This window comes from Tenacibaculum piscium (genome assembly GCF_021390755.1).
Classification (GTDB): Bacteria; Bacteroidota; Bacteroidia; order Flavobacteriales; family Flavobacteriaceae; genus Polaribacter; species Polaribacter piscius.
In genome coordinates, this window is record NZ_JAJGWR010000001.1 from 408315 (window position 1) to 434621 (window position 26307).

16 protein-coding genes and 3 tRNA genes are annotated in these 26307 nt (G+C 31.2%); 9 read left to right on the top strand and 10 right to left on the bottom strand.

Annotated features, from left to right (window positions below; all coding sequences use genetic code 11):
- The first annotated feature begins 98 nt into the window (after positions 1-98).
- Both gyrA and L0U72_RS01940 read left to right on the top strand, forming a co-directional pair.
- Positions 99-2639 carry a DNA gyrase subunit A gene (gyrA, locus tag L0U72_RS01935; RefSeq protein WP_233883979.1) on the top strand — a complete coding sequence of 847 codons (2541 nt, stop codon included), beginning with the start codon at positions 99-101 and terminating at the stop codon, positions 2637-2639.
- A 22-nt stretch (positions 2640-2661) separates the two neighbouring features.
- Entirely contained in the window at positions 2662-3897 is a 1236-nt protein-coding gene (locus L0U72_RS01940) for a tetratricopeptide repeat protein (RefSeq protein ID WP_233897007.1), read from the top strand.
- A gap of 116 nt (positions 3898-4013) precedes the next feature.
- Here the strand turns inward: L0U72_RS01940 and L0U72_RS01945 are convergent, their stop codons facing one another.
- Entirely contained in the window at positions 4014-4856 is an 843-nt protein-coding gene (locus L0U72_RS01945) for a C40 family peptidase (protein WP_233898265.1), read from the bottom strand.
- Positions 4857-4875: 19 nt separating this feature from the next.
- Positions 4876-6051, bottom strand: a complete 1176-nt coding sequence (locus L0U72_RS01950; protein WP_233898266.1) for an acetyl-CoA C-acyltransferase — start codon at positions 6049-6051, stop codon at positions 4876-4878.
- A 101-nt stretch (positions 6052-6152) separates the two neighbouring features.
- On the opposite strand from L0U72_RS01950, the gene L0U72_RS01955 reads away from it, so the two are divergent.
- The 6 genes from L0U72_RS01955 to L0U72_RS01980 all read left to right on the top strand — a co-directional run bounded on the left by L0U72_RS01955 (position 6153) and on the right by L0U72_RS01980 (position 13046).
- The gene (locus tag L0U72_RS01955) at positions 6153-8201 is read left to right on the top strand and encodes an HD family phosphohydrolase (RefSeq protein ID WP_233898267.1); all 2049 of its coding nucleotides are present in this window, start codon (positions 6153-6155) and stop codon (positions 8199-8201) included.
- A 106-nt stretch (positions 8202-8307) separates the two neighbouring features.
- Positions 8308-8391: transfer RNA gene (locus tag L0U72_RS01960), tRNA-Ser, on the top strand.
- 17 nt (positions 8392-8408) lie between these two features.
- Positions 8409-8483: transfer RNA gene (locus tag L0U72_RS01965), tRNA-Pro, on the top strand.
- A 31-nt stretch (positions 8484-8514) separates the two neighbouring features.
- Positions 8515-8588: transfer RNA gene (locus tag L0U72_RS01970), tRNA-Arg, on the top strand.
- A gap of 607 nt (positions 8589-9195) precedes the next feature.
- On the top strand, positions 9196-12459 hold the full coding sequence (locus tag L0U72_RS01975) for an Eco57I restriction-modification methylase domain-containing protein (RefSeq protein ID WP_233898268.1): 3264 nt from the start codon (positions 9196-9198) through the stop codon (positions 12457-12459).
- A gap of 59 nt (positions 12460-12518) precedes the next feature.
- The gene (locus L0U72_RS01980; RefSeq protein WP_101917907.1) at positions 12519-13046 is read left to right on the top strand and encodes a heme-binding protein; all 528 of its coding nucleotides are present in this window, start codon (positions 12519-12521) and stop codon (positions 13044-13046) included.
- 8 nt (positions 13047-13054) lie between these two features.
- Here the strand turns inward: L0U72_RS01980 and L0U72_RS01985 are convergent, their stop codons facing one another.
- From L0U72_RS01985 to L0U72_RS01995, 3 genes are all read right to left on the bottom strand, one after another.
- A complete protein-coding gene (locus L0U72_RS01985) occupies positions 13055-13642 on the bottom strand; it encodes a sigma-70 family RNA polymerase sigma factor (protein ID WP_233883987.1) in 588 nt (195 codons plus the stop codon).
- Positions 13643-13907: 265 nt separating this feature from the next.
- Positions 13908-15761, bottom strand: a complete 1854-nt coding sequence (locus L0U72_RS01990; RefSeq protein ID WP_233898269.1) for a porin family protein — start codon at positions 15759-15761, stop codon at positions 13908-13910.
- A 71-nt stretch (positions 15762-15832) separates the two neighbouring features.
- The gene (locus L0U72_RS01995; protein WP_233898270.1) at positions 15833-18883 is read right to left on the bottom strand and encodes a tetratricopeptide repeat protein; all 3051 of its coding nucleotides are present in this window, start codon (positions 18881-18883) and stop codon (positions 15833-15835) included.
- 170 nt (positions 18884-19053) lie between these two features.
- Between L0U72_RS01995 and L0U72_RS02000 the strand changes: the two genes are divergently transcribed.
- Positions 19054-19734, top strand: coding sequence for a cell division ATP-binding protein FtsE (locus L0U72_RS02000; protein WP_193699680.1), 681 nt, complete (start codon positions 19054-19056; stop codon positions 19732-19734).
- A 112-nt stretch (positions 19735-19846) separates the two neighbouring features.
- Here L0U72_RS02000 and L0U72_RS02005 read toward each other — a convergent pair whose 3' ends face one another.
- The 5 genes from L0U72_RS02005 to asnB all read right to left on the bottom strand — a co-directional run bounded on the left by L0U72_RS02005 (position 19847) and on the right by asnB (position 26000).
- Positions 19847-20773, bottom strand: coding sequence for a malate dehydrogenase (locus tag L0U72_RS02005; protein ID WP_101917902.1), 927 nt, complete (start codon positions 20771-20773; stop codon positions 19847-19849).
- A 135-nt stretch (positions 20774-20908) separates the two neighbouring features.
- Positions 20909-21511: a DUF6588 family protein gene (locus L0U72_RS02010; protein ID WP_233898271.1), complete on the bottom strand. Its 603-nt coding sequence runs from the start codon at positions 21509-21511 to the stop codon at positions 20909-20911.
- Positions 21462-21953, bottom strand: a complete 492-nt coding sequence (locus L0U72_RS02015) for a DUF6588 family protein (protein WP_233898272.1) — start codon at positions 21951-21953, stop codon at positions 21462-21464. Before L0U72_RS02015 ends, L0U72_RS02010 begins: the two co-directional genes overlap by 50 nt.
- 147 nt (positions 21954-22100) lie before the next feature.
- Positions 22101-24038 carry a DNA topoisomerase (ATP-hydrolyzing) subunit B gene (gyrB, locus tag L0U72_RS02020; protein ID WP_233898273.1) on the bottom strand — a complete coding sequence of 646 codons (1938 nt, stop codon included), beginning with the start codon at positions 24036-24038 and terminating at the stop codon, positions 22101-22103.
- Between the two features lie 297 nt (positions 24039-24335).
- Positions 24336-26000, bottom strand: coding sequence for an asparagine synthase B (gene asnB, locus L0U72_RS02025; protein ID WP_233898274.1), 1665 nt, complete (start codon positions 25998-26000; stop codon positions 24336-24338).
- Positions 26001-26307 lie beyond the last annotated feature (307 nt).

The window sequence follows — 26307 nt, forward strand, 5'->3', positions numbered from 1 at the left end:
TTAAGAAACATGGTTACATTAGCATTGTTTTTAGTGCTTTTTGATAAAGTATGAAAGTTACTTTTTATTAACAAAATAAGAATTTTAAAGAATTATATATGGCAGATGGCGAAAAGTTGATCCCGATCAACATTGAAGAGCAAATGAAAGCAGCTTACATTGATTATTCAATGTCAGTTATTGTATCAAGAGCATTACCAGATGTAAGAGATGGTTTAAAACCAGTTCATCGAAGAGTTTTATTCGGGATGCATGAATTGGGTATTAAAGCAACAGGTTCATATAAAAAATCAGCAAGAATTGTAGGGGAAGTACTGGGTAAATATCACCCACACGGAGATACTTCTGTATATGATTCGATGGTTCGAATGGCACAAAACTGGAGTGTGCGATATATGATGGTTGATGGACAAGGGAATTTCGGTTCTGTTGATGGAGATTCTCCAGCAGCAATGCGTTATACCGAGGTAAGAATGCAGAAAATATCCGAAGATATGTTGGCGGATATTGAAAAAGATACCGTAGATCATCGCTTAAATTTTGATGATACCCTACAAGAACCAACCGTGTTACCAACTCGTATTCCGAACTTATTAGTAAACGGAGCGTCAGGTATTGCAGTAGGTATGGCAACAAATATGGCACCACACAACTTAACAGAAGTTGTAAACGGTACGATTGCTTATATCGAAAATAACGATATCGATATTGATGGCTTAATGGAACACATTAAAGCCCCAGATTTTCCTACAGGAGGAACTATTTACGGGTACGAAGGTGTGCGTGATGCTTTTCATACTGGTAGAGGGCGTATTGTGATGCGTGCTAAAACTTCTTTCGAAGAAGTAAAAGGAAGAGAATGTATTGTTGTTACTGAAATTCCGTATCAGGTGAACAAAGCAGAAATGATTAAAAAAACTGCGGAGTTAGTCAATGATAAAAAATTAGAAGGAATTGCGAATATTCGTGATGAATCTGATAGAAACGGAATGCGTATCGTTTATATTTTAAAACGTGATGCAATTCCTAATATCGTTTTAAATAAATTATTTAAATATACGCAATTACAAACGTCGTTTAGTGTCAATAATATTGCATTAGTAAACGGTCGTCCTGAGCAATTAAACTTAAAAGAATTAATTCATTATTTTGTTGAACACAGACACGAAGTTATTGTTCGTAGAACAGAATTTGAATTAAAGAAAGCGCAAGCAAGAGCGCATATTTTAGAAGGATTAATTATTGCTTCGGATAATATTGATGAGGTAATTAAAATTATTCGTGCTTCTAAAAATGGTGATGAAGCTCGTGAGAGTTTAATCAAACGTTTTGAATTGACAGAAATTCAAGCAAAAGCAATTGTTGAAATGCGTTTGCGCCAATTAACAGGTTTAGAACAAGATAAATTACGTGGCGAGTTTGATGAAATAATGTTAACAATCACCGATTTAAAAGATATTTTAGCAAACGAACCAAGACGTTATCAAATAATTACTGATGAATTAATTCATGTTAGAGATAAATATGGTGATGAACGTCGTTCAGTAATTCATTATGCAGGTGGCGATATGCGTATCGAAGATATGATACCAAACTCTAAAGTTGTGGTAACTATTTCGCATGCAGGATATGTAAAACGTACGAATCTTGATGAATATAAAGTTCAAAATAGAGGCGGACGTGGGCAAAAAGGTGCAACAACTCGTAATGAAGATTTCTTAGAGCATTTATTTATCGGAACAAATCATCAATATATGATGTTCTTTACTCAAAAAGGAAAAGTGTTCTGGATGCGTGTGTATGAAATCCCCGAAGGAGGAAAAAATACCAAAGGTAGAGCGATGCAAAACTTAATCAACATTGAACCTGATGATAAAGTAAAAGCATTTTTAGTTACTGAAGATTTAAAAGATGAAGAGTATATCAATAGTCATTATGTAATTATGGCGACTAAAAAAGGTCAGGTTAAAAAGACTTCTTTAGAACAATATTCTCGTCCAAGAACTAATGGAATTAATGCCATTACCATTAAAGAAGGTGATGAGCTTTTAGAAGCAAAATTAACAACTGGTGATAGTCAAGTAATGTTAGCCTTGAAATCGGGTAAATCGATTCGTTTTGAAGAAGCGAAAACACGCCCAATGGGAAGAACCGCATCTGGTGTTCGTGGTATAAGTTTACAACATGATAAAGATGAGGTAATAGGAATGATTGCCGTAAATGATATGGATAGTAATATCTTGGTGGTTTCTGAAAAAGGATATGGTAAACGTTCTAAATTAGAGGATTATCGTGTTACAAACCGTGGAGGAAAAGGTGTGAAAACTTTAAATATATCAGAAAAAACAGGAGAATTAGTAGCGATTAAAAATGTAGACGATTCAAATGATTTAATGATTATCAACAAATCAGGACTTACCATTCGTTTAGCTGTGGAAGATTTACGTGTGATGGGACGTGCAACACAAGGTGTTCGTTTAATTAACATCAAAGAAAATGATAGCATTGCTGCAGTAGCAAAAGTAATGCGTGAAGAAGAAGTCGAAGAAGAAACTGAAGAAGGAACTCAAGATGTAGAAAAACTTACAGTTGAAAACGGCACGGAAATTGAAAATAACACAAACGAAGATCAAGAATAACAATAAATAAATAAGAACTAAAATGAAAAAACAATTATTAACACTTTCTTTAGGTTTAGCATCATTAGGATTATTAGCTCAAAAATCAGAATTGAAAACAGCAGAGAAAGCCATAAAAAAACAAGATTTTACAACAGCAATTACTACGTTAAATGCTGCTGAAAAATTAGTAATGGATAAAGCTCAAGCTAAATATACTTCTAAGTTTTACTTTTTAAAAGGAAAAGCATTAGCCGCTACAAAAGATTATGAAAATGCTGCAACGGCTTTAAATAGCTTGTTAGCGATGGGTAAAAGTAAATACTCTGAACAGGCAAAACCTATCTTGAATACCATGATTCAAGAAGTTTCTGATAAAGCTGTCGATTTATATAACAATAAAAAAGACTATAAAAACGCTGCTGAAAACTTTTATTTAACATACGTATTAAGTCCAAAAGATACTTCATTTGCTTATAATGCAGCAATATCGGCTACACAAGCAAAGGAATATGATACGGCAATTAAATATTATAGAGAATTACGAAAAGTTGGTTATACAGGTATTGAAACGCAATATTTAGCAACGAGTAAATTAACAGGAGAAGTTGAAAATTTAGGTTCTAAAAAAAATAGAGACTTATTAGTGAAAACGAAACAATATACTAATCCTAAGAACAAATCTACAGAGTCTAAAACAGCGACTATCGTTAAAAATGTAGCACTTTTGTTAAAAGAACAAGGTAAAACTGATGAAGCGATCGAGGCATTAGCGGAAGCAAGAAAAGCAAATCCAAAAGATTTAAATTTATTGTTAAATGAAGCGGATATGTATGTGAAGCTTAATAAAATGGATAAATTTGGAGAATTAATGAGCGAAGCAGTTGCTTTAGATCCTGAAAATCCTACTTTATACTACAATTTAGGAGTTGTAAACTTTAATCAAGGAAGAGCTGAAGAGGCTAAAAAATACTACAAAAAAGCAATCGAATTAAATCCTGATTATGGAGATGCTTACATGAACTTAGCCGTTGTTGTCTTAGGAAAAGATAAAAAAATTGTTGAGGAAATGAATAAAAATTTAAGCAACAATAAAAAATATGACGCTTTAGCTTTACAGCAAAAAGAAGTATATAAAGAAGCATTACCATTTTTAGAAAAAGCAGATGCGATTAAAAGAAGTGTTGATACTGTTAAAACATTAATGAACTTATATGAAGTTTTAGAAATGGAAGCGAAAGCAACTGAATATAGAACATTATATAAATCATTAAGATAGTTTTTAAGCTAAAAAATAAGCTAAAACTTCCTAATTTTATCAATTAAAATATAAAAAAAACCGAAACGTAAAATGTTTCGGTTTTTTTATGAGCCTGTTTTATTTTTTAAAATATATTATGAAATAAAACGCTTTATAATTCTTAATTTATGGGTATATTTTTTTGAATCGGTATTATAAATTCCATTGTGGTCTAGCGTATCAATACGAACTTTTCCGTGTGCGTGAATAATCGTATTATTATCTAAAATAATTCCTACGTGTGTTATTTTTGCTGATTTTTCATCATCAAAAGAAGTATCAAAACAAGTATCGAAAAAAGCGACATCACCCGTTTTACTTTCTTCGATAAAACTTACAGACGTGCCTTGTGTAGCTTGTTGGCTGGCATCACGTAATAAAGTATAGCCACATAATTTGTAAACCATTTGCGTGAATCCTGAGCAATCAATCCCGAAAACAGATTTCCCGCCCCATAAATACGGCACATTTAAAAATAACATCGCTGTTTTGGTAATATCTTGTTTTTTATCATAGATTTTCCCTTGATAAGTATATTTTTTTAGCTTGATATTAAATTCTCCATCCTTTAGAAAAGGAAGTCTAGCTCCCAAAGGAATTGTTAATTTTTGCTGATTTTTAGAATTATCATTTTCAAAATCAAGATAAAAATCATCTTCAAAATCAACAAGATTAATAAAATCACCCGAATAATTTTTATGTTCTTCGGATGATAAATTGTTATAGATTTCTTGGCTAATTTCTTGGTATTGTTTGGTGTCAATAAAACCTTGATATTTATCGAAAGCCAATTCAATTTTAGTCCAATTATCTTTTTTTTCTAGCACTTTAAAATGTTCGCCAAAAAGAACTTGATTTACCATTTCTGAAGTATCGCTAGCTTCAAAACGCATGGGAATACTACTTAAATTACAAATTCCAAAAGAGGTTAATTGCATTTATTTGTTTTATTAAAATTTACATTCTTTCGATAATCATTGCACTTGCACCACCGCCACCATTACAAATTGCCGCCGCTCCAATTTTGGCATTATTTTGCTTTAAAATTGATGTTAAAGCGATGATAATTCTTGCACCTGAAACTCCTAAAGGATGCCCCAAAGAAACAGCGCCACCATTAATATTTACTTTATCGGCAGATAAACCTAAAATTTTCATATTCGCCAAACCAACTACTGAAAATGCTTCATTTAATTCAAAATAATCAACATCATCAATTGAAATATTAGCTTTTTTTAAGGCTTTTGGCAATGCTTTTGAAGGAGCTGTCGTAAAATTTTCTGGTTCGTGAGCCGCATCAGCATAGCTTTTTATTTTTGCTAAAGGCGTTAGATTTAATTCGATAGCTTTCTCTAAAGACATCAAAATTAAAGCGGCACCACCGTCATTAATTGTAGAAGCATTCGCAGCGGTTACGGTTCCATCTTTAGAAAAAGCAGGGCGTAAGGCAGGAATTTTATCCATTTTTACATTCTTATATTCTTCATCTTCCGAAAAAATAATAGGTTCGCCACGACGTTGTGGTATTTCAACAGGAACAATTTCATCGGCATAATTTCCTTCGCTCCAAGCCTTTGCCGAACGCTCATACGATTCCATCGCAAAAGCATCTTGTTCTTCTCTTGAAAAATTATATTCGGTAGCACAAGCATCAGCAAAAACACCCATCGAAACTTGCTGGTAAGCATCAACTAAACCATCTTTTAATAAGCCATCTTCTAGGGTGATCGAACCAAATTTACTCCCTTTTCTAGCGTATTGATAATGCGGAATTAAACTCATATTCTCCATTCCTCCAGCAACTACAATTTCGGCATCGCCTAAAGCAATTGCCTGACTTGCTAACATAATCGCTTTCATTCCTGATGAACAAACTTTATTAATCGTAGTACAAGGAACGGTATTTGGAATCCCTGCAAAAATAGCCGATTGACGTGCAGGAGCTTGTCCGATACCAGCCGAAACAACATTTCCCATAAAAACTTCATCAACTATTTCGGGCTGTAAATTTATTTTAGCCAACGCACCTTTTATGGCAATTGCCCCTAATTCTGGCGCGGGTATGCTTGATAAACTTCCTAAAAAACTACCTATTGGTGTTCTTGCGACCGATACAATTACTACTTCTTTCATATTGATGGAATTTGTTAAATTTCTTCTGCTAAAATAACCATTTTATAATAAGGAGTCAAAATAATACGGAAAGGTTATATTTACATATCTAAATATTAAAAATGAACGATTTTATCAATAAACTATATAAAAATAATGCGATTATCTATAAAGTATTATTGTTTCTGATAGCCGTTTTGGCAATTGTATATTTATTCCCAAAAGCAGGACAATTTAAATACGATTATACGCAAGGAAAACCTTGGCAATACGATAATTTATACGCTCCTTTTGATTTTGCCATTGAAAAAACAGCCAAAGAAATTGATGAAGAAACAAAAGAAATCAGCAATAATTTAAAAAAATATTTCGTGTATAATGAAGAAACTCCCGCACGTGTTTTAACCAGTTATATTCGAAAAATAACGCTATCAGATTCATTAGCAACCAAAGATTTGACCGTTTTAAAAGAGTTAGGAACAACGATTATCAACAAAATATATGCCTACGGTTTTTTAGAAGATGCTAGTATTCTCAAAGCAAATCAAGATGAATTAATCTTGCTAAGAAAAGGAAATGCTATTGAAGATGTGCCTTTTGCTCGATTAGTACAATCAAAAGATATCCTGAAATTTATCGCCGAAAATACGCATAAAGTCGATGCTCAAAAACAAGAAATACTTTTAAATCGTTTATCCGAAGCACTCGAACCGAATGTTATTTTTGATACAAAATATAGTACAAAAGAATTAAACGAAGCTTTAAAACAACTTTCGTATGTAAAAGGAAAGGTATCAAAAGGAGAATTAATTATTTTAAAAGGCGATATTGTAAAAGCAACGAAATTTAATGTTTTAAAATCGTATGAAAAAGCCTCGAGTTCGCAACTTTTAACCAAATCGAATTATAATTGGATTGTTTTCGGATACACAATTTTAGTGTCCTTAGCCTTGTTGATGCTCTTATTATTTCTTCATAAATATCGATTAGAAATTTTTAATGATAATAATACTGTTACGTTTATTATTTTCAATGTTTTTTTTATAATTTTCGTACAAACCTTGGTTGTTAAATTTAATCCTGAATATCTGTATGTTGTTCCGTTGAGTATTTTACCGATTATATTAAAAACTTTTTTTGATGCTCGTTTAGGACTTTTTACACACGTGCTTACGGTGTTATTATTAGGGTTTATTGTACCCAATAGTTTTGAATTTATTTATCTTCATATTATTGCTGGAATTGTAGCAATATTAACAGTTTCAGAGCTTTATAAACGGGCGAGTTTATTTATATCAGTAGGTCAGATTACCTTAATTTATATGCTTACTTATTTTGCTTTTTCCATTTTGAAAGAAGGAAGTGCCGATAAAATAAATTGGTCGTATTTTGGAATGTTTGCTGCCAATGGATTGTTATCCTTTTTGGTGGTATTTTTCATTTATTTTTATGAAAAAATCTTCGGATTGGTTTCTGATGTTACGTTATTAGAATTATCGAATACCAATTCGAAGTTGTTAAGAGATTTAAACGAAAAAGCTCCAGGAACTTTTCAACATTCAATGCAGGTGGCGAATTTGGCAGAAGCAGCCGCCAATGAAATAGGAGCAAATTCAATGTTAGTTAGAACTGGTGCGTTGTATCATGATATTGGTAAAATGGAAAATCCGATGTATTTTGGTGAAAATCAATCAACAGGCGTAAACCCTCATAATGATTTATCAGCAGAAGAAAGCGCACAAATTATTCTAAATCATGTAATTAATGGAATTGAAATTGCAAAGAAAAATAATTTACCCGATAGAATTATTGATTTTATAAGAACTCACCACGGAACAAGTATTGCGTATTATTTTTATAAAAAAGCAGTTGAAGAACACGGAGAAGAGGCAGTAAATATCAAAAAATATCAATATCAAGGACCGATTCCTTTTTCAAAAGAAACAGCAATTTTAATGATGTGTGATGCTTCAGAAGCGGCTTCAAAGAGTTTAAAAAATCCAACAGCACAATCGGTGGATATTTTAATTGATAAAATTATTGAGAAGCAAAAAAACGATAATCAGTTTATAAATTCCGATATCACCTTTAGAGAGATAGAAAAAATAAAAAAAATTATTAAAGTTAAATTAATGAGTATCTATCATTTACGTATCGAGTATCCAGAATGATGAAAAAAAAACGAAAAAAAATAAAAAAAAGCTTGTGAAATCTTTTAATTAGATGTAGATTTGCACTCGCAATTTAAGGTTGTTATTTATAACAGTTATTAAATTAGGAGAGGTGCCAGAGTGGTAATGGAGCAGATTGCTAATCTGTCGACGGGTGACTGTCGCCAGGGTTCGAGTCCCTGTCTCTCCGCAATTAAGATGACTAATCGGGGTGTAGCGTAGCCCGGTCATCGCGCCTCGTTTGGGACGAGGAGGTCGCAGGTTCGAATCCTGCCACCCCGACACAGTTGTACGTAGCAACTTTAAAAACTACGGGCTCTTAGCTCAGCTGGATAGAGCACCTCCCTTCTAAGGAGGCGGTCGGAGGTTCGAATCCTCCAGGGCTCACTTAAACCTTACTAGAAATAGTAAGGTTTTTTGTTGTTTAAATGTTTTCTGTGTCAGCAAATGTGTCAGCAATTTTGTTGTTTCTTAGTTTTAAATACACAGATTGGGCGAACACATAGGTTCGCCCCTACGGATTATCGATGTAGGGGCAGACCTATGTGTCTGCCCCCACTTTTTTTTTTGAAATCCGTCTATCCTTTTTGTAAATATATCTGCCCTTTTTTGGAAATTTATTCCCCCATATTTTTCATCGACTTTATTATTGAAAAAATCATTATTTTATTTTTAGAGCCTGTTTAAATTTCATCTGAAAAAAATATAGTGGCAAAAAATGACCGCAAGGGGTTAAAACCCCTTGTTAAAAGGAGCTGAAAATCACAAAAAAAGCTAAAAATTGTAGTAAATCAGGATGATAAACTGAAATAAAATCAATTTGACGCATTTTTATTTTTAAAAACAAGGGGTTTTAACCCCTTGTCATGCCTATTTTGACGTTACAAAAATTTTTGGAATAAAATTTAAACAGGCTCTAATCATTTTCAACACTAAAAAAATTTTCGATACAACTTTTTTAAAGTAAATTTATCAGCAATAAAAAAAGCTATAAATGTCGTTATTTCAAAAATCCGTATTAAAAAAACATCTCAAACTTCAAGAAAAAGAAATTGTAGAAAAAGCCTACAAAAAATACACAAAGTATTTTCTAAATCCTACCATACAAGAAAATATCAGAAGCTCAAAAGAAGAAGAATATCAAGGTATTTTTTTAACGGAATTATTTGTTACTATTTTAGATTATACCCTAAAACCAAATTCCGATTTTAACCTAGTTGCCGAATATAAAAATCAAACAAATGCACGCAAAGCAGATGGCGCAATTTTAAACGATAATATTGCTATTGCGGTAATCGAATTAAAAGGCACGAAAACCAAGGATTTAGAAAGCATCAGAAAACAAGCTTTTGATTATAAAGCAAATCAAAAAGGCTGTGTTTATGTAATTACTTCCAATTTTGAAAAATTACGATTCTATATAAACGATGCCACCGAATTTGAAGAATTTAATCTTTTTGAACTTACTAAAGAACAGTTTCAATTCTTGTATTTGTGCTTGCATAAAGATAATATCATAAATAATATTCCTTTAAAAATTAAAGAAGCATCCGTAGTTAAAGAAGAACAAATTACCAAAGAATTTTATAACGATTATTCACTTTTTAAAAGAGAATTATATCGAGATTTAATAAAACAGAATTTAAAGAATCCTGTTTTTAGAACCGAACAGGAAAAAGAAAATATTGATAGCATTAATAAAAATATCAAACTTAGTCTGTTTAAAAAATCGCAAAAATTAATTGATAGATTTCTGTTTATTTTCTTTGCCGAAGATAGAGGTTTATTACCGCCAAATTCAACACTTCAAATCCTTGAAAATTGGGATAAATTAAAAGATTTAGATGTTGAAGTTCCGTTATATAATCGCTTTAAACTGTATTTTAAATATTTAGATACTGGTAGAGAAGGAACAGACAAAAAAGCCGAAATTTTCGCTTATAATGGCGGACTTTTTAAACCTGATGCCGTTTTAGATTCGCTTATTTTAGATGATACTTTACTGTATAAACATACTAAAAAATTATCGGAATATGATTTTGATAGCCAAGTTGATGTAAATATTTTAGGGCATATTTTTGAAAATTCCTTAAATGAAATTGAAAGTGTAAATGCTGAAATTCAAGGTTCAAATTTTGATAAACAAACAAGTAAACGTAAAAAAGATGGCGTTTTTTATACGCCAAAATACATCACAAAATATATTGTAGATAATACCGTTGGTAAACTTTGTACCGAAAAGAAAACAGAACTTGGTATAAAAGAAGATGACTATTTTAAAGGACGAAAAAACAGAAATAAAACAACGATTATTAAATTAGTTTCGTTCTTAGATGTTTATCGAGATTGGCTGTTAAAACTGACTATTTGCGACCCTGCTTGTGGTTCGGGAGCATTTTTAAATCAAGCGTTAGATTTTTTAATTAAAGAACACACCTATATTGACGAACTAAAAACCAAACTTTTAGGAGGTGGTTTTATATTTCCTGATATTGAAAATAAAATCCTTGAAAATAATATTTTTGGAGTCGATTTAAACGAAGAATCCGTAGAAATTGCCAAACTTTCGCTGTGGCTAAGAACCGCACAACCTAGACGAAAATTAAACAACTTAAACAGCAATATTAAATGTGGAAATTCTTTAATTGATAGTAAATCGGTTGCAGGTGATAAAGCCTTTAAATGGGAAAATGAGTTTCCTCAAATATTTGAAAATGGTGGTTTTGATGTTATTATTGGGAATCCGCCGTATGTGAATTTAGAAAGAATGAAAGAAGTTTCTATTGCTTTGGAAAAACAAGGTTATAAAACTTATAATAAAAGAGGCGATTTATATATTCTTTTTGTTGAAAAAGCTTTTTCTTTAATAAGAAAAAACGGTATTTGTTCATATATAATGCCTAATAAATGGCTTCAAGCTGGTTACGGTGAAAATTTAAGAGAATTTTTTCTTTCCAAAGAATTACTAGAATTAATTGATTTTGGAGATATTCAAATTTTTGAAGGAGCAACAACTTATCCGTGTATTTTTATTGCGAAAAATAATGAACCAAAGAAAAAAATAAATGTATCTGTTTTAAAATCTACAAACTCTTTTGATTTTGAATCGAGTGTAATTGGTACTAGAGAAGTTTTTGAAAACTCTGATTTTAGTAAAGATACTTGGATTATTTCTTCTAAATTAGAAAAAAATCTTTTAGTTCGTTTATCAAAAAATAAATCTTTAGAAGAATTTGTAAATGGTGAAGCAAATTATGGAATAAAATTCGGTTTAACAGAAGCGTTTTTAATTGATAATCATAAAAAACAAGAATTAATAAAAGAAGATATTAATTCAGAAAAAATAATTGGTTCAATTTTAAGAGGAAGAGATTTAACAAGATACGGAAAACCTATAAAAAGCAATCTTGATAGCATTATTTTAGCTGGTTTTGGAAGTTATAAGTTTATCGAAAATGATTATCCTGCTATTTATAATCATCTTATTAAATATGAAGAAAAACTAAAGAAAAGAGGACAATGTAAAGGCAGTAAAATAACTAATGAAAAACCATTTACAGGACAACATCATTGGTTAGAGTTAGATAATAATCCGTCAGAATCGTATCTTTCTATTTATAAAAAACCTAAAATAATGTATCAAGCATTTCAAGTAAAACCTTGTTTTGTTTTTGATGAACAGAGTTTGTATTGTAATAATTCAATGTGGATAATTCCAACAGATAATAAAGCTCTTTTAGGTGTTTTAAATTCAAAAATGGGTTGGTTTTTAATCACTAAATATTGTACTCAAATACAAAATGGTTGTCAATTAATTTGGAAATATTTTAGTAAAATTCCTATTCCTGAATTATCAAATAATAATTTAAACGTAAGTGTAGAAGAAATTCTTTTATCAACAGAGAAAATTCAAAAAGTAAATAACAATTTCCAAAACTATCTAAAGCAAAAATTTCAATTAGAAAAGTTATCAAAAAAGCTTCAAAACTGGTACGATTTAGAATTTGGCGATTTTATAAAAGAACTCAACAAGGCGATAAAAATCAATAATAAAGAACTTGTAAAAAACGAACTACCAATAATTCCCGTACTTACAAAACTAGATGAAATGGATTGGATGGATGTTTTTACGGTTAAAAAATCCGAAGCTCAAGCCTTACAAACACAAATAAATCAAACCGATAAAGAAATTGATACAATGGTTTATAAATTATACAATTTAACCGATGCTGAAATTGCGATTGTAGAGAATAGTTAAGACTATTTTTGTAGTTTTTTGTACTTTGCAACATAAAAATAGTAAAGAAATCCATTAAGATGAAAAAAATTATTACCATAATTATTTTTGGAATATTGACCAATGTATATTCTCAAAAAAACCTTGAAAAATTGCCTAAAAATGAAGATGATAACATCATTAAAAAAATAGAATTAGAGAGTTTTAGTAATCGAGTAGGGCTTGAAATCGGTATGGCGATTGTAGATTTAGCCAAAGAACGCCAACAGCGTGTTGCGGTAAAAATAGAGCGATTAAATTACACGATATTTTTATATGTTGATGATAATTTACCTGCGGATAAACTGAATTGGTTACGCCGTAAAGCGAATGTTGTTCGGAATTTTGAGGAAAGTTCATTGAGTGTAAAACATCAATTAAAGAAAGGGAAAATGACGTTAAGTGGTACTTTTGCCTTAGATTCGAAGGAATATTTAGCTCGAGGCGGTTCGATTCCTATTTTTGTTAAAAACACGGGAATGGTTGCTATTGTATCTGTTTCTGGGCTTCACGACAAGCAAGACCACGCTATTATTATCGATGGTTTAAAGAAGCGATTTGTCAAATAAATTACAGGTTATAAATTACAGATTTTACAATCTTTTTTATCTTTAATTTCGCCCACTAATTTGCCATTTTCGTTTGTTACAAATCCGCAACAATCGATAAAACCTTTCGTTATCATTTTGCGACCTCTTTGAATTTGCGATTTTGTTGTTGATAAACTTTGTTGTAAAGTATCGGCAATTTCTTGTTGTTTTACGCCTTGTATATCTGATAAAATTAAAGGAATTCGATATTTTTTAGGTAGATTTTTTAAGATACCTTCTAAACAATCTTTAGCGGTGTGTATTTCTGCGGATTTTATATTTGTAGAGGTTTCGAAATTGGCAAATTCGAATGTTTTATTGTTATTTTTAAAATAATCGAGTATTGAATTTCGGGCAATGCTAAAAACCCATGATTTGAGTTTTGTAGTATCTTTTAGGGTGTTTATTTTGGTGTGTATTTTAATGAACGTATCTTGTAGGATATCGTCAGTATTGCTGGCATTTTTAACGTTACTTAAGATAAAATATTTAAGGTCGTCACTATATTTTTTCCAAATATAATTGGTTGTTAATTCTGATGTTACGGTTGCTATTTTGGCTTGTTTTTTGGTCATTTTTTTCTGAAATAAAAACAGTAATTATTTAATGAAAAATAATTACTGTTATATTTTATACATTTTGTATGCTAGTAAATTTTAGCAATTACAATGATTACAAGTACAATTTTCACAGGTACAATTTAAGCAATTTCCTGTTTTACATCCTTCGCAATTACACGTACATTGATTTTTATGGTTCATAATTTTTGGTTTTAAAGTTCATATAATAGACGTTAAAAACCTTAAAAAGATGCATTTTTATAGTTAAAATATATTTTTTTTAAAAAAGTGCATCAAATTTCCAGCTTAATCCGCCCATTGCTTGAAAACCTTGTACGTTAAAATTATTAAATCTTTGGTAATCAGTATTTAAAATATTATTCAGATGTAGAAATACCGAAAAAGAATCGCTTATATGATAGCCTCCATTTAAATTAATATCGAAATAACTTTCTAAATCGATTGTTTTAAATGTTGTTTCAGGGATTACGTTATATTCTTTTGCTTTTCGTTCTCCGACAAAGAATAAATTTGTTCCAGCATACCATTTATGAGTTTTGTAGGTTGCAAAAAATTCTCCTTTTATTTCTGGTGTATTCCAAGGTGCTAATTCGTTGGTAAGCGTAAATTGGTTGAATTGTCCATTAATTCCTAAACTCATATTTTTGAAGCCATCAAAAGCAAGTTCACCGAAGAAAGAAACTTTTGTAATATCGTCATATTCGGTATTAAAAGAGTTTCCGTAATCGTATCCGAGGAAGGAGAAAGCATCTGTTCCAGCGATATTTTTTCCATTCGATTTTGATTGCTGTATGCTTGAAAAAGCGTTATTTTCAATATCGGCATAACTCGCTTTTAGATGATAACTAAATTGATTGGGTAATTTCCCTCTAAACCCAGCAAAAGCATTGTATTTTTCGTTGGTTTGTAGGAGTTTTTGCGTGGGTGAAATATACGGATTTTCATTTGCTAAAGATTGATACGAATTGGTTTTTAAATCTCCAGAAGCTCCCAAAAAGATGGTTAGATATTCTTTTACAATAGGATATGAAATTTCAACATCAGGATATACAAAAATATTATGTTCACTATTTTCGATGTCCATTGAAAAGTAGGTTTTAGCTCCAATTTTCACGGAAATATCGTGTGCTAAAAATTCGTAACTTGGATGTATTCCAAAAGTAAAAAAGCTGTGTTTTAATCCGTCTGAATTGTTTGAATTGTTTGAATTTGTTGTTGATTTCAGATATGATTTTTCAAATTTAGTTCCTAAATACGTAAGAGTTGTTTTTATTTCCAAGTCGTTTAAATCACGATAAATAACATCTAACGGGAATTTAAAGGTTGCATCTGCATCAAATTCAATTTCACTACTGCTTAGTATATCGGAAAATAAAGAAACCTTTGTGTTTGCTGATGAAATAAAAGAATCATCAAAGATAACTTCACCAAAAACATGGATTGAATTATATGCTTGTTCGGGTTCGATACGGCTAATTGTGGCATCTGTAAAGCTGATATTTTCAGGTAAACCGTACCAATTGTGTTTATTTCTAGAAGCATTAATTCCAGCTTTCCAGTTGTAATAGCGTTCGTATTGGGTATAAAATAATTTCAAACCCATGGTATAATATGTGCTATTGAGCTGACTATTTTCGATAGGATTTGACGATAGTAAAAATTTTAAATCTGCACCAAATTCGCTGTCATAATTTTCATTTTTTCTGATAGATGCTTCAAAAAATGGGGTCATTTTATTGGCGAAACCTAAGGCGAAATAGTTTGGATAAAATTCTTCTTTTTTTCCTAAATCAATTTTTTTCATTACGCCACTTTTGGGGATAAAAGTAGAGGCAACGGGTACGGAAAAAATGGTATATTCTAGGGCTTTTTTTTGAGTTTCCTTGGTGTGTTCTATTTGTGGTTTTTGTTTGATTTTAAAAGCATCTGTAATTTTTGGAACGTAGGAAGTAACAACATTTACGACTTCTGTTTTTATGATGGTATCTGTTTTTATGGCATTTTTTTCTTGTCTATTTTCCTGTTTGTTTTCCTGTTTGTTTTCTTGTGCATTTGCGATTGATATCACGAATAAAACAAGTAGTATTGAGTATTTTTGTATTAAATTAATCATTGAATTTTTGAATTAATTTTTGAATTATTTTTTTTTAAATATAAATTGTCGAGTATAAATTTGAACAAATTTTAGTTTTTAGTACTAACAGATTCGTTTGTTTTCGCTTCTTTAATTTTGATGGCTCTAAGTTCGCTAGTTGCTTCTTCGGTAATATCTTTATGTTCGGTAAAATTTTTGATAATATTTTCTAAGATATAAGTTGCTTGATATGCATCATTTAGTGCGTTATAATTTTTTGCCATGATAATATAACTTTTCACGCCCCAATATTTATAGGAAGAATAATTGGCGATTAAGTTTTGCACGGCTTTATTAGACGCTTGATATTCTTTATTTTCATTTAAAAAGAAGGCGTTATAGTATAGGCTTTCTGCTTTTAATTCTCCTGTTGCTTTTCTGCTTACTTCGTAAAAATATTCTTCAGCGGTTACAAAATCGTTTGTTTTAAAGGCGGAGCGTGCGATAATTATTTTAGCATCTTCGGTAATATTTGTGGCTACTTTATCGGTTGCTAATACTTTTTCTGCGTATGAAATTGCATTGTTATAGTTTTCTTTTTGATAATATCCTTTCATCAAATTGCTTTGTGCAAAAATAATATTCTGCGGATAATTGGCTGATTTCTCTAATTTTTCGAGGATTGTAATTCCGTTATTCCAGTCTTCTTTTTCCAGATATATTTTGGCAAGTTTAGTGAGTGCAATTTCGGTAAATTCGCTTTTTTCTTGTTGAATTACATAGCTATAATTAGGGATTGCACTTTTAAATTGATGGGTATTATTATAAGCTTCGGCGAGATAAAAGTGTGCATTTAAGGCGTGTATTCCAGCTGGAAAAGCGGTTAAATATTTTTTAAAACCGATAATTGCTTTTTGGTTTTTATTTTCAAGGAATTTATTTTCAGCCGATTGATAGGTTGCGTTATCGAGGTCGGCATCGGTAACATTTATAAAGAGTACATTTTTAACCCAAGTGGCGTATTCATCTACTTTTCCTAGGTCGATATATACATTTTTAACGTTGCTAACGGCTTGTTTTGCTTCTTTCGAATTTGGGTGTTTTGCAACGACTTCTTTATATTTCTGTAATGCTTTTTGCTTATCATTTTGATTATTGTATAATAATCCTTGACGCAAAAGTACATTGGGAACATAATTACTATTTGGATATTTTGCTAATAAATTTTCGTATGTTTTTTGAGCTTTTTGGGTGTTGTTTACCGTTGTGTAAGTGGTTGCTAATTGAAACAGGGCATCATCTTGTAATTGAGAATCAGGATATTGATTTTCAAGTGTTTTAAAGGCGATAATTTTCTGGGTATTTTTCCCCATAAAACCGTAACTCATCGCTGTTTGATATTGGGCATAATCTGCACCAACGCCTCCTTGTTCAATTACTTTTTGATACGAATTAATCGCTTCTGAAAATTTATTAGATGCATAAAAAGAATCTCCTAATCGGTTAGAAGCGTCATCATTTAAGTTGTTATCATTTAATTTTGTATTTAAAAATTGCTGGAAATATTCGGCTGATTTTTGATAATTTTTCAGTTTAAAATAGGTGTAGGCAATATGATACGGTAATTTTTCAGCTTCTTTAAAATCGGTATTGGTGATTTGTAAAAAGTGGTTCAGGGCATTTTGATAATTTCCGATAGTATAATCAGTTTCCGCAAGCCAAAAAATACTTTTATTACGAGTAATTTCGTTTATTGATAGGGTTGCTTTTTCAAAATGTGGTGTTGCTTCGAGCAGTTTATTTTCATTAAATAATTGAATTCCTCTGTACAAAGAAATTTCGTTGACAAGATTTTTATTTTTTGCTGATTTAGAGTTTTTCAAATATGTTAATGCACCTTGATAATCTTGTTGATATAAGAAGGAGGTAATTAGCAAATCGCTAATTTCATTGGCGTTGGTATTGTTTGGATATTTAGCTAAAAACCCTTTTAAAACTTCGGGAACACTTTGATAAGGATTTCCTAATTCGTAGCTTAATTTGGCATAATTTAGCCAAGCACTTTCGGTTATTTTGGCATCGAAATCCATTTCGCTGGCATTTTTAAAAGCGTTTAAGGCTTCCATTTTTTTCTGCGATTCCAAATAACATTCGCCTAAATGATAGTACGCATTTTGTGCTACTTTATTGCTTCCATCAATAATTTTATTAAAATTATTAATGGCTTCTTCGTAGTTTTTTTGCTGATAATAGGCATATCCTAAATAATAATAATCGGTATTTTTCCATTTTCCGTTTGTACCTTTGTAGGCTTTTAAATAGGGAATAGAAGCCTCATATTTTTTCAGATTAAAATAACTTTCTCCTACTATTTTAGAGATTTGAGAAATTTCTTTTTCCTCTTTTTTATTTTTCTTTGATTCTTTTAATGCTGTTAACAGTTGTTCTCCAATTTTTATTGATTTATCAAAGCGTCCTGCTTTAAAGCTGATATCTAAAATATAATAATTTGCTTTTGCTTTGTAGGTTGCATCGTTTGCTAATTGGCTTAAATTATCTTCAGCTTCGCCAAAATTTTCTTGTTTATAGGCGATATATCCGAAATAATATCGGGCATCGTTTCCATAAACAGAACTTCCTAATAAGGTTTTAAAATGTTCTTTTGCATCCTTTAGATAATTAGAAACCAGTAGTGCATAGCCCATTTTATAATTTAATTCATCTCTTTCTGGTTTATTTAATTGATTTATGGTTACTTTTTGATACCATTTTAAGGCGTGTGCAGCTTTTCTGTTGGCAAAATAATGGTTTCCGACATTTAAAAAAGCCTTTTCTTTTTTATTGTTCTGCGGATAATTTCTTACAAATGCCAACACTTTTTCATTGGCATCATCTTGTCCTTGTTTGATGGCACACATGGCATCGTAATAATGGGCATCGGCTTTTATATTTTTATGGGATTCAGAATTTTTAGAAACCTCTTTGAATAAGGCTTGTGAGGCACCATATGCCTTATTGTTATACAGTTTTATCGCTTGATAATACTTGGATTTTACCCCAATATTTAGTTCCGATTCTTGTGCTATTATCGTAGTTGAAATAGTAGAAAATGCTATTAAAAATAATAGATAATAGCTTTTTTTTGAATAAATAAATCTCATGTTTTTTAATTATCTATTTTAATTATAAGAACTATAACGTTCTTTTTTTATTTTTGTTGGTAAACGATGTGTTAAAATATACATCAAAAGTAAGAAATGTTCTAGAATTAAGTAATAAAATTTTAGCTTTGTAACAACTCGAATTAAATCAAATTAACGATATATAAAAAATGGAAAAACCTGTTTTACATCTTGAAAATGCCGATATTTATCAGCAAGATACGCTCGTATTATCAAACGTTAATTTTAGTTTACATAAAGGGGATTTTTATTATCTGATAGGAAAAACAGGAAGTGGAAAAAGCAGTTTATTAAAAACGCTATATGGCGATTTACCATTACAAGAAGGTGTCGGAGAAATTGTAGGATTCGATTTAACAGCAACCAAACAAAATGACATTCCTTTTTTAAGAAGAAAATTAGGTGTTGTTTTTCAGGATTTTAAGCTTTTAAATGATAGAAATGTGTTTAAAAATTTAGAATTTGTTTTAAAAGCAACTGGCTGGAAAGATAAAGTTGAGATTGAAAATAAAATTCACGAAGTGTTGGGTAAAGTTGGCATGCAAGAAGAATGTTATAAAAACACGTTTGAATTATCGGGAGGGGAGCAACAACGAATTGCGATTGCTCGGGCTTTATTAAACGATCCTGAATTAATTTTAGCTGATGAGCCAACAGGAAATTTAGATCCGAAAACATCGTTAGAAGTCATGGAATTATTAAATGAAATTCATAAAAGCGGGAAAACAATTTTAATGGCAACACATGATTATCAATTAATTGTGAAGTTTAAGCAAAAAACATTAAAATGTGAAGATGGCGAACTTTTTGAAGTACAGCAATCGGTTTAACTTTTATTAATTTGAGTGCTTTTATGTTAAAATAACATCAAAAATAAAAACCCGTATAATTAAAATTATACGGGTTTTTTTATCGCTTTAAAAAATAGTAAAGAATTATTTTTTATAAGTTTAAAGCAGCATTGTTATTTTTTACTGCTTCGGCAGAGGCAACTAAATTTGCTTTTTCTGCTTCTGATAAATTAATTTCAACGATTTTTTCAATTCCGTCTTTCCCTAAAACAACAGGAACTCCGATACATAAATCAGACAAACCAAATTCACCGTCTAATAACGCTGAACAAGGGAATATTTTTTTAGTATCACAAGCAATCGCTTGTACCATTCCTGAAACTGCTGCTCCTGGTGCATACCAAGCAGAAGTTCCTAATAAACCAGTTAAAGTAGCACCACCAACTTTGGTATCTTGCAATACTTTTTCTAATCTTTCTTCTGATAAAAATTCAGAAACAGGTACAGAATTACGAGTTGCTAAACGCGTTAAAGGAAGCATTCCTTTATCAGAATGACCACCAATTACCATTCCATCAACATCAGAAATAGGCGCACCTAAAGCTTCTGCTAAACGATATTTAAAACGTGCAGAATCTAAGGCTCCACCCATTCCTATAATTTTATTTTTAGCCAATCCAGTCGCTTTGTGTACTAAATAGGTCATCGTATCCATAGGATTCGAAACTACAATAATAATCGTATTTGGTGATTGTTCCACTAAACTAGTAGCAACCATTTTTACGATTCCTGCATTAATTCCTAATAATTCATCACGAGACATTCCTGGTTTACGAGCAATACCAGAGGTAATTACACAAATATCAGAACCCGCAGTTTTACCGTAATCACCAGTCGTACCAGTAATTTTAGTATCAAAACCATTTAAAGAGGCTGTTTGCATTAAATCCATTGCTTTCCCTTCTGCAAAACCTTCTTTAATATCCACTAATACAACTTCTGATGCGAAATTTTTAATAGCAATATACTCTGCACAACTTGCCCCTACAGCACCTGCTCCTACAACTGTTACTTTCATATTTTTATATTTTAATTGTGATGATTAATTTAGTTATACAAAAATAACGATTTGAACATCGATATAAAAGTAAAAGCCCATTGAAATTTCAACGGGCTTTTATACTAATTTTTTAGGTGTTTTTTTAGGTTGATTTTATCTAAAACTAAATGCAATTCCAGCATTTACAGTATTGTATTCTTGTAGCGTATAACTTCCAAATATTTTAAAGAATCCTAAACTTAAGCGAGTTCCGATAGTAGCATTAAATCCGTTTGTTTTTTGATTTAATGATACTGGATTTTTCCCTAAGTTTTCTTCGACATTTATTGCTGGAAAATTTTCTAATTGATAGCTTGCAATAAAATCGGTATCTGCTTTTATTTTTAATTTGGTTGTTCCGCCGTTGTAACCTGCTCCACCATAAAAATTGATAAATGGAAAGTTAATAGAGGCAATTGCTTGAACTGTATAACTGTTTAATTGAAATTCAGTAATGGCATTTGTGGCTCTTATATTTTCATTGATAATATCCATACTATAATCAACAGTCATTTTGGTGTAACCCGCTACTATGGAAACATGTAATGGTGTTTTTTCCATAGGTCCAAACAGGCTTGTAATTTCTTTTTTCAAACCGAAACCAAGTAAGTTTCCTTTCACTTCATCGGAACCTACTTCAGGAATATAACGTACGATAGCTTCTAATTTAAAGGGTAATCCTACGCCTATTTTGAACGGCAGGTGCAGGAATAGCACTTATTGGTAAATCTTCTTTAATTCCTTCTGGAAGTGTAAATTTAGCACTTACTTTTTGACCTTTTATAGTTGTTTCATATTTTAGTTTAGCAAGAGCGTTCTCTTTACTTCCTGCCACTGTTGAAGAAGAAGTTACGCCATTTACAACGGTTGTATTTTCTGATAAATTTAAGTTAGCAATTTTAAAAATTTCATCTTTTGAAGGCACAAGAGAGGCATTTGCACCGATGGTAATATCAAAACCAAATTTTTTATGGACTTTCGCTGTGTGATACCAGCCATTATTCATACTGTATATTAACCCTTTCATAGCAGGACTGATATAGGCTTCTGTTAATTTTTCAGCATCTTTTTTTGCTAAAAGAATGGTTTCTAATTCTTGTGCTTTTATAGTACCTATTGTGCTAAAAATAGCCAAGATAACTAGGGGAATTTTTTTCATTTTACTAGGTTTAATTTTTAAACAAATGTATCAAAAAAGCTCCGTCTTACAAGATGGAGCTTTTTAAATTTTATTTCTTAATGAAGATTTAATAGAAACTCAATAAAAAGTTAATATAAAAATCTTTTCTTTAAGAAAGATAAAATATTAGGCATCAATATTTGCATATTTAGCATTTCGTTCGATAAAATCTCTACGAGGCGGTACATCATCTCCCATTAACATAGAAAAAACTCTATCTGCTTCGGTTGGGCTGTCAATAACAACCTGACGTAAAGTTCTAAATTCAGGATTCATGGTAGTATCCCATAATTGTTCTGCATTCATTTCCCCAAGACCTTTATAACGTTGTATGCTTACGTTTCCACCTAACTTTTTAGCAATTAAATCACGTTGATTATCATCCCAAGCATATTCACGTTTTTGTCCTTTTTTAACTAAATATAAAGGAGGCGTAGCAATATAAATATACCCTTGCTCAACCATTTCACGCATATATCTAAAGAAAAATGTTAAAATTAAGGTAGCAATATGCGATCCATCGACATCGGCATCACACATAATAACTACTTTATGATACCGTACTTTTGATAAATTTAAAGCCCTAGGATCTTCTTCTGTTCCAATAGAAACACCTAATGCAGTAAACATATTTTTGATTTCTTCATTCTCAAAAACCTTGTGTTGCATGGCTTTTTCAACATTCAAAATTTTTCCACGTAATGGAAGAATTGCTTGAAAGTTTCTATCACGTCCTTGTTTTGCTGTTCCACCTGCCGAATCTCCCTCAACTAAGAAAATTTCACATTGTGCAGGATCAGTTTCAGAACAATCTGATAATTTCCCAGGTAAACCACCAATTGACATTACAGTTTTACGCTGTACCATCTCTCTTGCCTTACTTGCTGCATGACGTGCGGTTGCTGCTAAAATTACTTTTTGAACAATTGTTTTAGCATCATTCGGATTTTCTTCTAAATAATTCGTTAACATTTCTGAAACAGCTTGTGATACTGCGGCAGAAACTTCTCTATTTCCTAATTTTGTTTTTGTTTGTCCTTCAAATTGAGGCTCTGCAACTTTTACAGAAATAATTGCCGTTAACCCTTCACGGAAATCATCACCAGCAATTTCGAATTTTACATTTTTTAATAAACCAGAATTTTCGGCATATTTTTTTAATGTTCCAGTTAATCCTCTACGGAAACCAGATAAATGTGTTCCTCCTTCGTGTGTGTTAATATTGTTTACATACGAATGTAAATTTTCAGAATACGAAGTATTATAGACCATTGCAACTTCAACAGGAATTCCGTTTTTTTCTCCTTCCATAGAAATTACTTTGGAAGTTAATTGCTCACGTGTAGAATCTAAATATTTAATAAATTCAGGCAAACCTTCATCAGAATGAAAAACTTCAGAAATAAAATTTCCTTCATCATCGGTGTTACGCTTATCGGTTAAGGTAATCGTAATACCTTTATTTAAAAACGATAACTCACGCATACGAGTAGCCAACGTTTCGTAATTAAATTCCGTTGTTTGCTTAAAGATAGATTTGTCAGGTAAAAAAGTAACAATCGTTCCTGTAAAATCAGTTTCGCCGATTTTCTTTACAGGAAATAAGGCTTTTCCTTGAGAATATTGTTGTTCCCAAACACTTCCTTCTTTATGAACAGTTGCCGTTAAAAGATCAGAAAGAGCATTTACACAACTTACACCAACACCGTGTAAACCACCAGAAACTTTATAAGAATCTTTATCGAACTTACCACCAGCACCAATTTTAGTCATTACAACTTGTAATGCCGAAACGCCTTCTTTTTTATGAATACCTACAGGAATACCACGACCGTTATCTTTGGTTGTAACAGAATTATCTTCATTAATCGTAACATCAATCGTATCACAATAACCACCCATTGCTTCATCGATAGAGTTATCGACAACTTCATAAACTAAATGATGTAAACCTCTAACACCAACATCTCCAATATACATTGATGGACGCATTCTTACGTGTTCCATTCCCTCTAGGGCCTGGATACTGGAAGCGTCATAATTACCTTTATTTTCTTCGCTCATTATAAAAAAGAGTTAATTAATTTTTGTTTTTTACTGTTTTTATCACAAAAAAACTATTAAATTTTTTTCTGCGGATAAAAAAACAGCTTTTACAAAAATACAATTATTTCAAAATATTTTAAAGCTTTTTAGTTATTGATGTTTAAAAATCAAAATATTTGCTGATATTTTAAAAGTGTCTTAAAATGTATTTAAAATTCTTTATTTAGGTTTTTTTGTTTTTTTAAGATGATAAAATTAATTAATAATAAAAAAACCTCGCAAAAGCGAGGTTTTAAATATTTAAAATTATTTTTTTTAGTAAGAATCGTCGTGAACATTAGCAATTGCTCTTCCAGAAGGTTCGTTCATATTTTTAAAAGCTTCATCCCATTCTAAAGCAATAGCGGTACTACAAGCAACACTCGCTTCTTGTGGAACACTTAATGCCGCAGTATCACTAGGGAAGTGGTCTTCAAAAATAGTTCTATAATAAAATTCTTCTTTGTTAGTTGGCGTTTGAATTGGGAATCTGAATTTAGCATTTGCTAATTGTTCATCCGTAACTTCTTTATCAACAACTTCTTTTAAAGTATCAATCCAATCATAACCAACGCCGTCAGAAAATTGTTCTTTTTGTCGCCAAGCAACACTTTCAGGCAACATATCTTCAAAAGCCTTACGAATTACCCATTTTTCCATGCGTTCACCGTTAATCATTTTATCCTGCGGATTGATGCGCATGGCAACATCCATAAATTCTTTATCTAAAAATGGCACACGTCCTTCAATTCCCCAAGCCATTAAACTTTTGTTGGCTCTTAAACAATCATACATGTGTAATTTTTCTAATTTACGAACCGTTTCTTCGTGAAATTCTTGTGCGTTTGGTGCTTTATGAAAGTATAAATATCCTCCAAAAAGTTCATCAGCTCCTTCACCAGATAATACCATTTTAACACCCATCGATTTAATAACACGTGCCATTAAATACATTGGCGTAGAAGAACGAATTGTGGTAATATCGTAGGTTTCGATGTTGTAAATAACATCTTTAATAGCATCTAAACCTTCTTGAATAGTAAATTTTATTTCATGATGAACCGTTCCGATATGGTCGGCAACTTTTTTAGCGGCAGCTAAATCAGGCGAACCTTCTAATCCGACAGAAAAAGAATGTAACTGCGGATACCAAGCGGTTGATTTATCATCAGATTCAATTCTTTTTTGTGAATATTTCTTCGCAATTGCAGAAATAACAGAAGAATCTAATCCTCCAGAAAGTAAAACTCCGTAAGGAACATCGCTCATTAATTGTCTGTGAACGGCTGCTTCTAAAGCTTCTTTTACTTCGGAAATACTCGTTTCGTTGTCTTTTACAGCATTGTAATCTTCCCAATCTCTTTTGTACCATTGCACAAATTTTCCATCTTTGCTCGACATATAATGTCCTGGAGGAAATAATTCGATTTTAGAGCAGACACCTTCCAAAGCTTTTAATTCAGAAGCAACATAAAAAGTTCCATTCTGATCCCAACCAATATATAAAGGAATAATTCCCATGTGATCACGGGCGATAAAATATTCATCTTTTTCAACATCGTATAAAGCGAAACCGAAAATTCCGTTTAAATCATCTAAAAAATCAACGCCTTTTTCTTTGTAAAGTGCTAAAATTACTTCACAATCGGAAGCGGTTTGAAATTCGTACGAAGTTGTAAGATTTTTAGCTAATTCTCTGTGGTTGTATATTTCTCCGTTTGCTGCTAAAATTAGTTTTTTATCAGCACTAAATAAAGGCTGTTGCCCAGAAGCAGGATCTACAATTGCCAATCTTTCGTGCGCCATAATTACTTTGTCATCGCTATAAACACCACTCCAATCTGGTCCACGATGTCTGATTTTTTTAGCCATTTCTAAAACTTGAGGTCGTAAACTATCCGAAGGTTGCTTTAAATCAAACGCACATACAATTCCACACATAACTTTATATTTTTAATTTTCTTGTTCTTATTTATGATGCAAATATCATTTAAAGGTTTGTTTTTATAAACAATAGTTTGTTTTTTGATTACATATTGAAACTTAAATTTGTTTTTTGATTGTTTATTGTAATTTTAAAAACTATTTTTAGTTGTTTTAGATGTTTTTTATCATTTTAGATAAAAATTGTAATAATTTAAAGAAGAAAATAAATTATTAAAATAACTTTCATATATTTGTATCACAATGATGAAACAAAACAACATATGGTGGTGGAACTCTCTTAAAAAATAAGTGAGCGGAAACC

Coding starts and splice junctions, on each gene's coding strand:
- gyrA (WP_233883979.1), top strand. CDS start 99: ATGGCAGATGGCGAAAAGTTGATCCCGATCAACATTGAAGAGCAAATG.
- L0U72_RS01940 (WP_233897007.1), top strand. CDS start 2,662: ATGAAAAAACAATTATTAACACTTTCTTTAGGTTTAGCATCATTAGGA.
- L0U72_RS01945 (WP_233898265.1), bottom strand. CDS start 4,856: ATGCAATTAACCTCTTTTGGAATTTGTAATTTAAGTAGTATTCCCATG.
- L0U72_RS01950 (WP_233898266.1), bottom strand. CDS start 6,051: ATGAAAGAAGTAGTAATTGTATCGGTCGCAAGAACACCAATAGGTAGT.
- L0U72_RS01955 (WP_233898267.1), top strand. CDS start 6,153: ATGAACGATTTTATCAATAAACTATATAAAAATAATGCGATTATCTAT.
- L0U72_RS01975 (WP_233898268.1), top strand. CDS start 9,196: ATGTCGTTATTTCAAAAATCCGTATTAAAAAAACATCTCAAACTTCAA.
- L0U72_RS01980 (WP_101917907.1), top strand. CDS start 12,519: ATGAAAAAAATTATTACCATAATTATTTTTGGAATATTGACCAATGTA.
- L0U72_RS01985 (WP_233883987.1), bottom strand. CDS start 13,642: ATGACCAAAAAACAAGCCAAAATAGCAACCGTAACATCAGAATTAACA.
- L0U72_RS01990 (WP_233898269.1), bottom strand. CDS start 15,761: ATGATTAATTTAATACAAAAATACTCAATACTACTTGTTTTATTCGTG.
- L0U72_RS01995 (WP_233898270.1), bottom strand. CDS start 18,883: ATGAGATTTATTTATTCAAAAAAAAGCTATTATCTATTATTTTTAATA.
- L0U72_RS02000 (WP_193699680.1), top strand. CDS start 19,054: ATGGAAAAACCTGTTTTACATCTTGAAAATGCCGATATTTATCAGCAA.
- L0U72_RS02005 (WP_101917902.1), bottom strand. CDS start 20,773: ATGAAAGTAACAGTTGTAGGAGCAGGTGCTGTAGGGGCAAGTTGTGCA.
- L0U72_RS02015 (WP_233898272.1), bottom strand. CDS start 21,953: ATGAAAAAAATTCCCCTAGTTATCTTGGCTATTTTTAGCACAATAGGT.
- gyrB (WP_233898273.1), bottom strand. CDS start 24,038: ATGAGCGAAGAAAATAAAGGTAATTATGACGCTTCCAGTATCCAGGCC.
- asnB (WP_233898274.1), bottom strand. CDS start 26,000: ATGTGTGGAATTGTATGTGCGTTTGATTTAAAGCAACCTTCGGATAGT.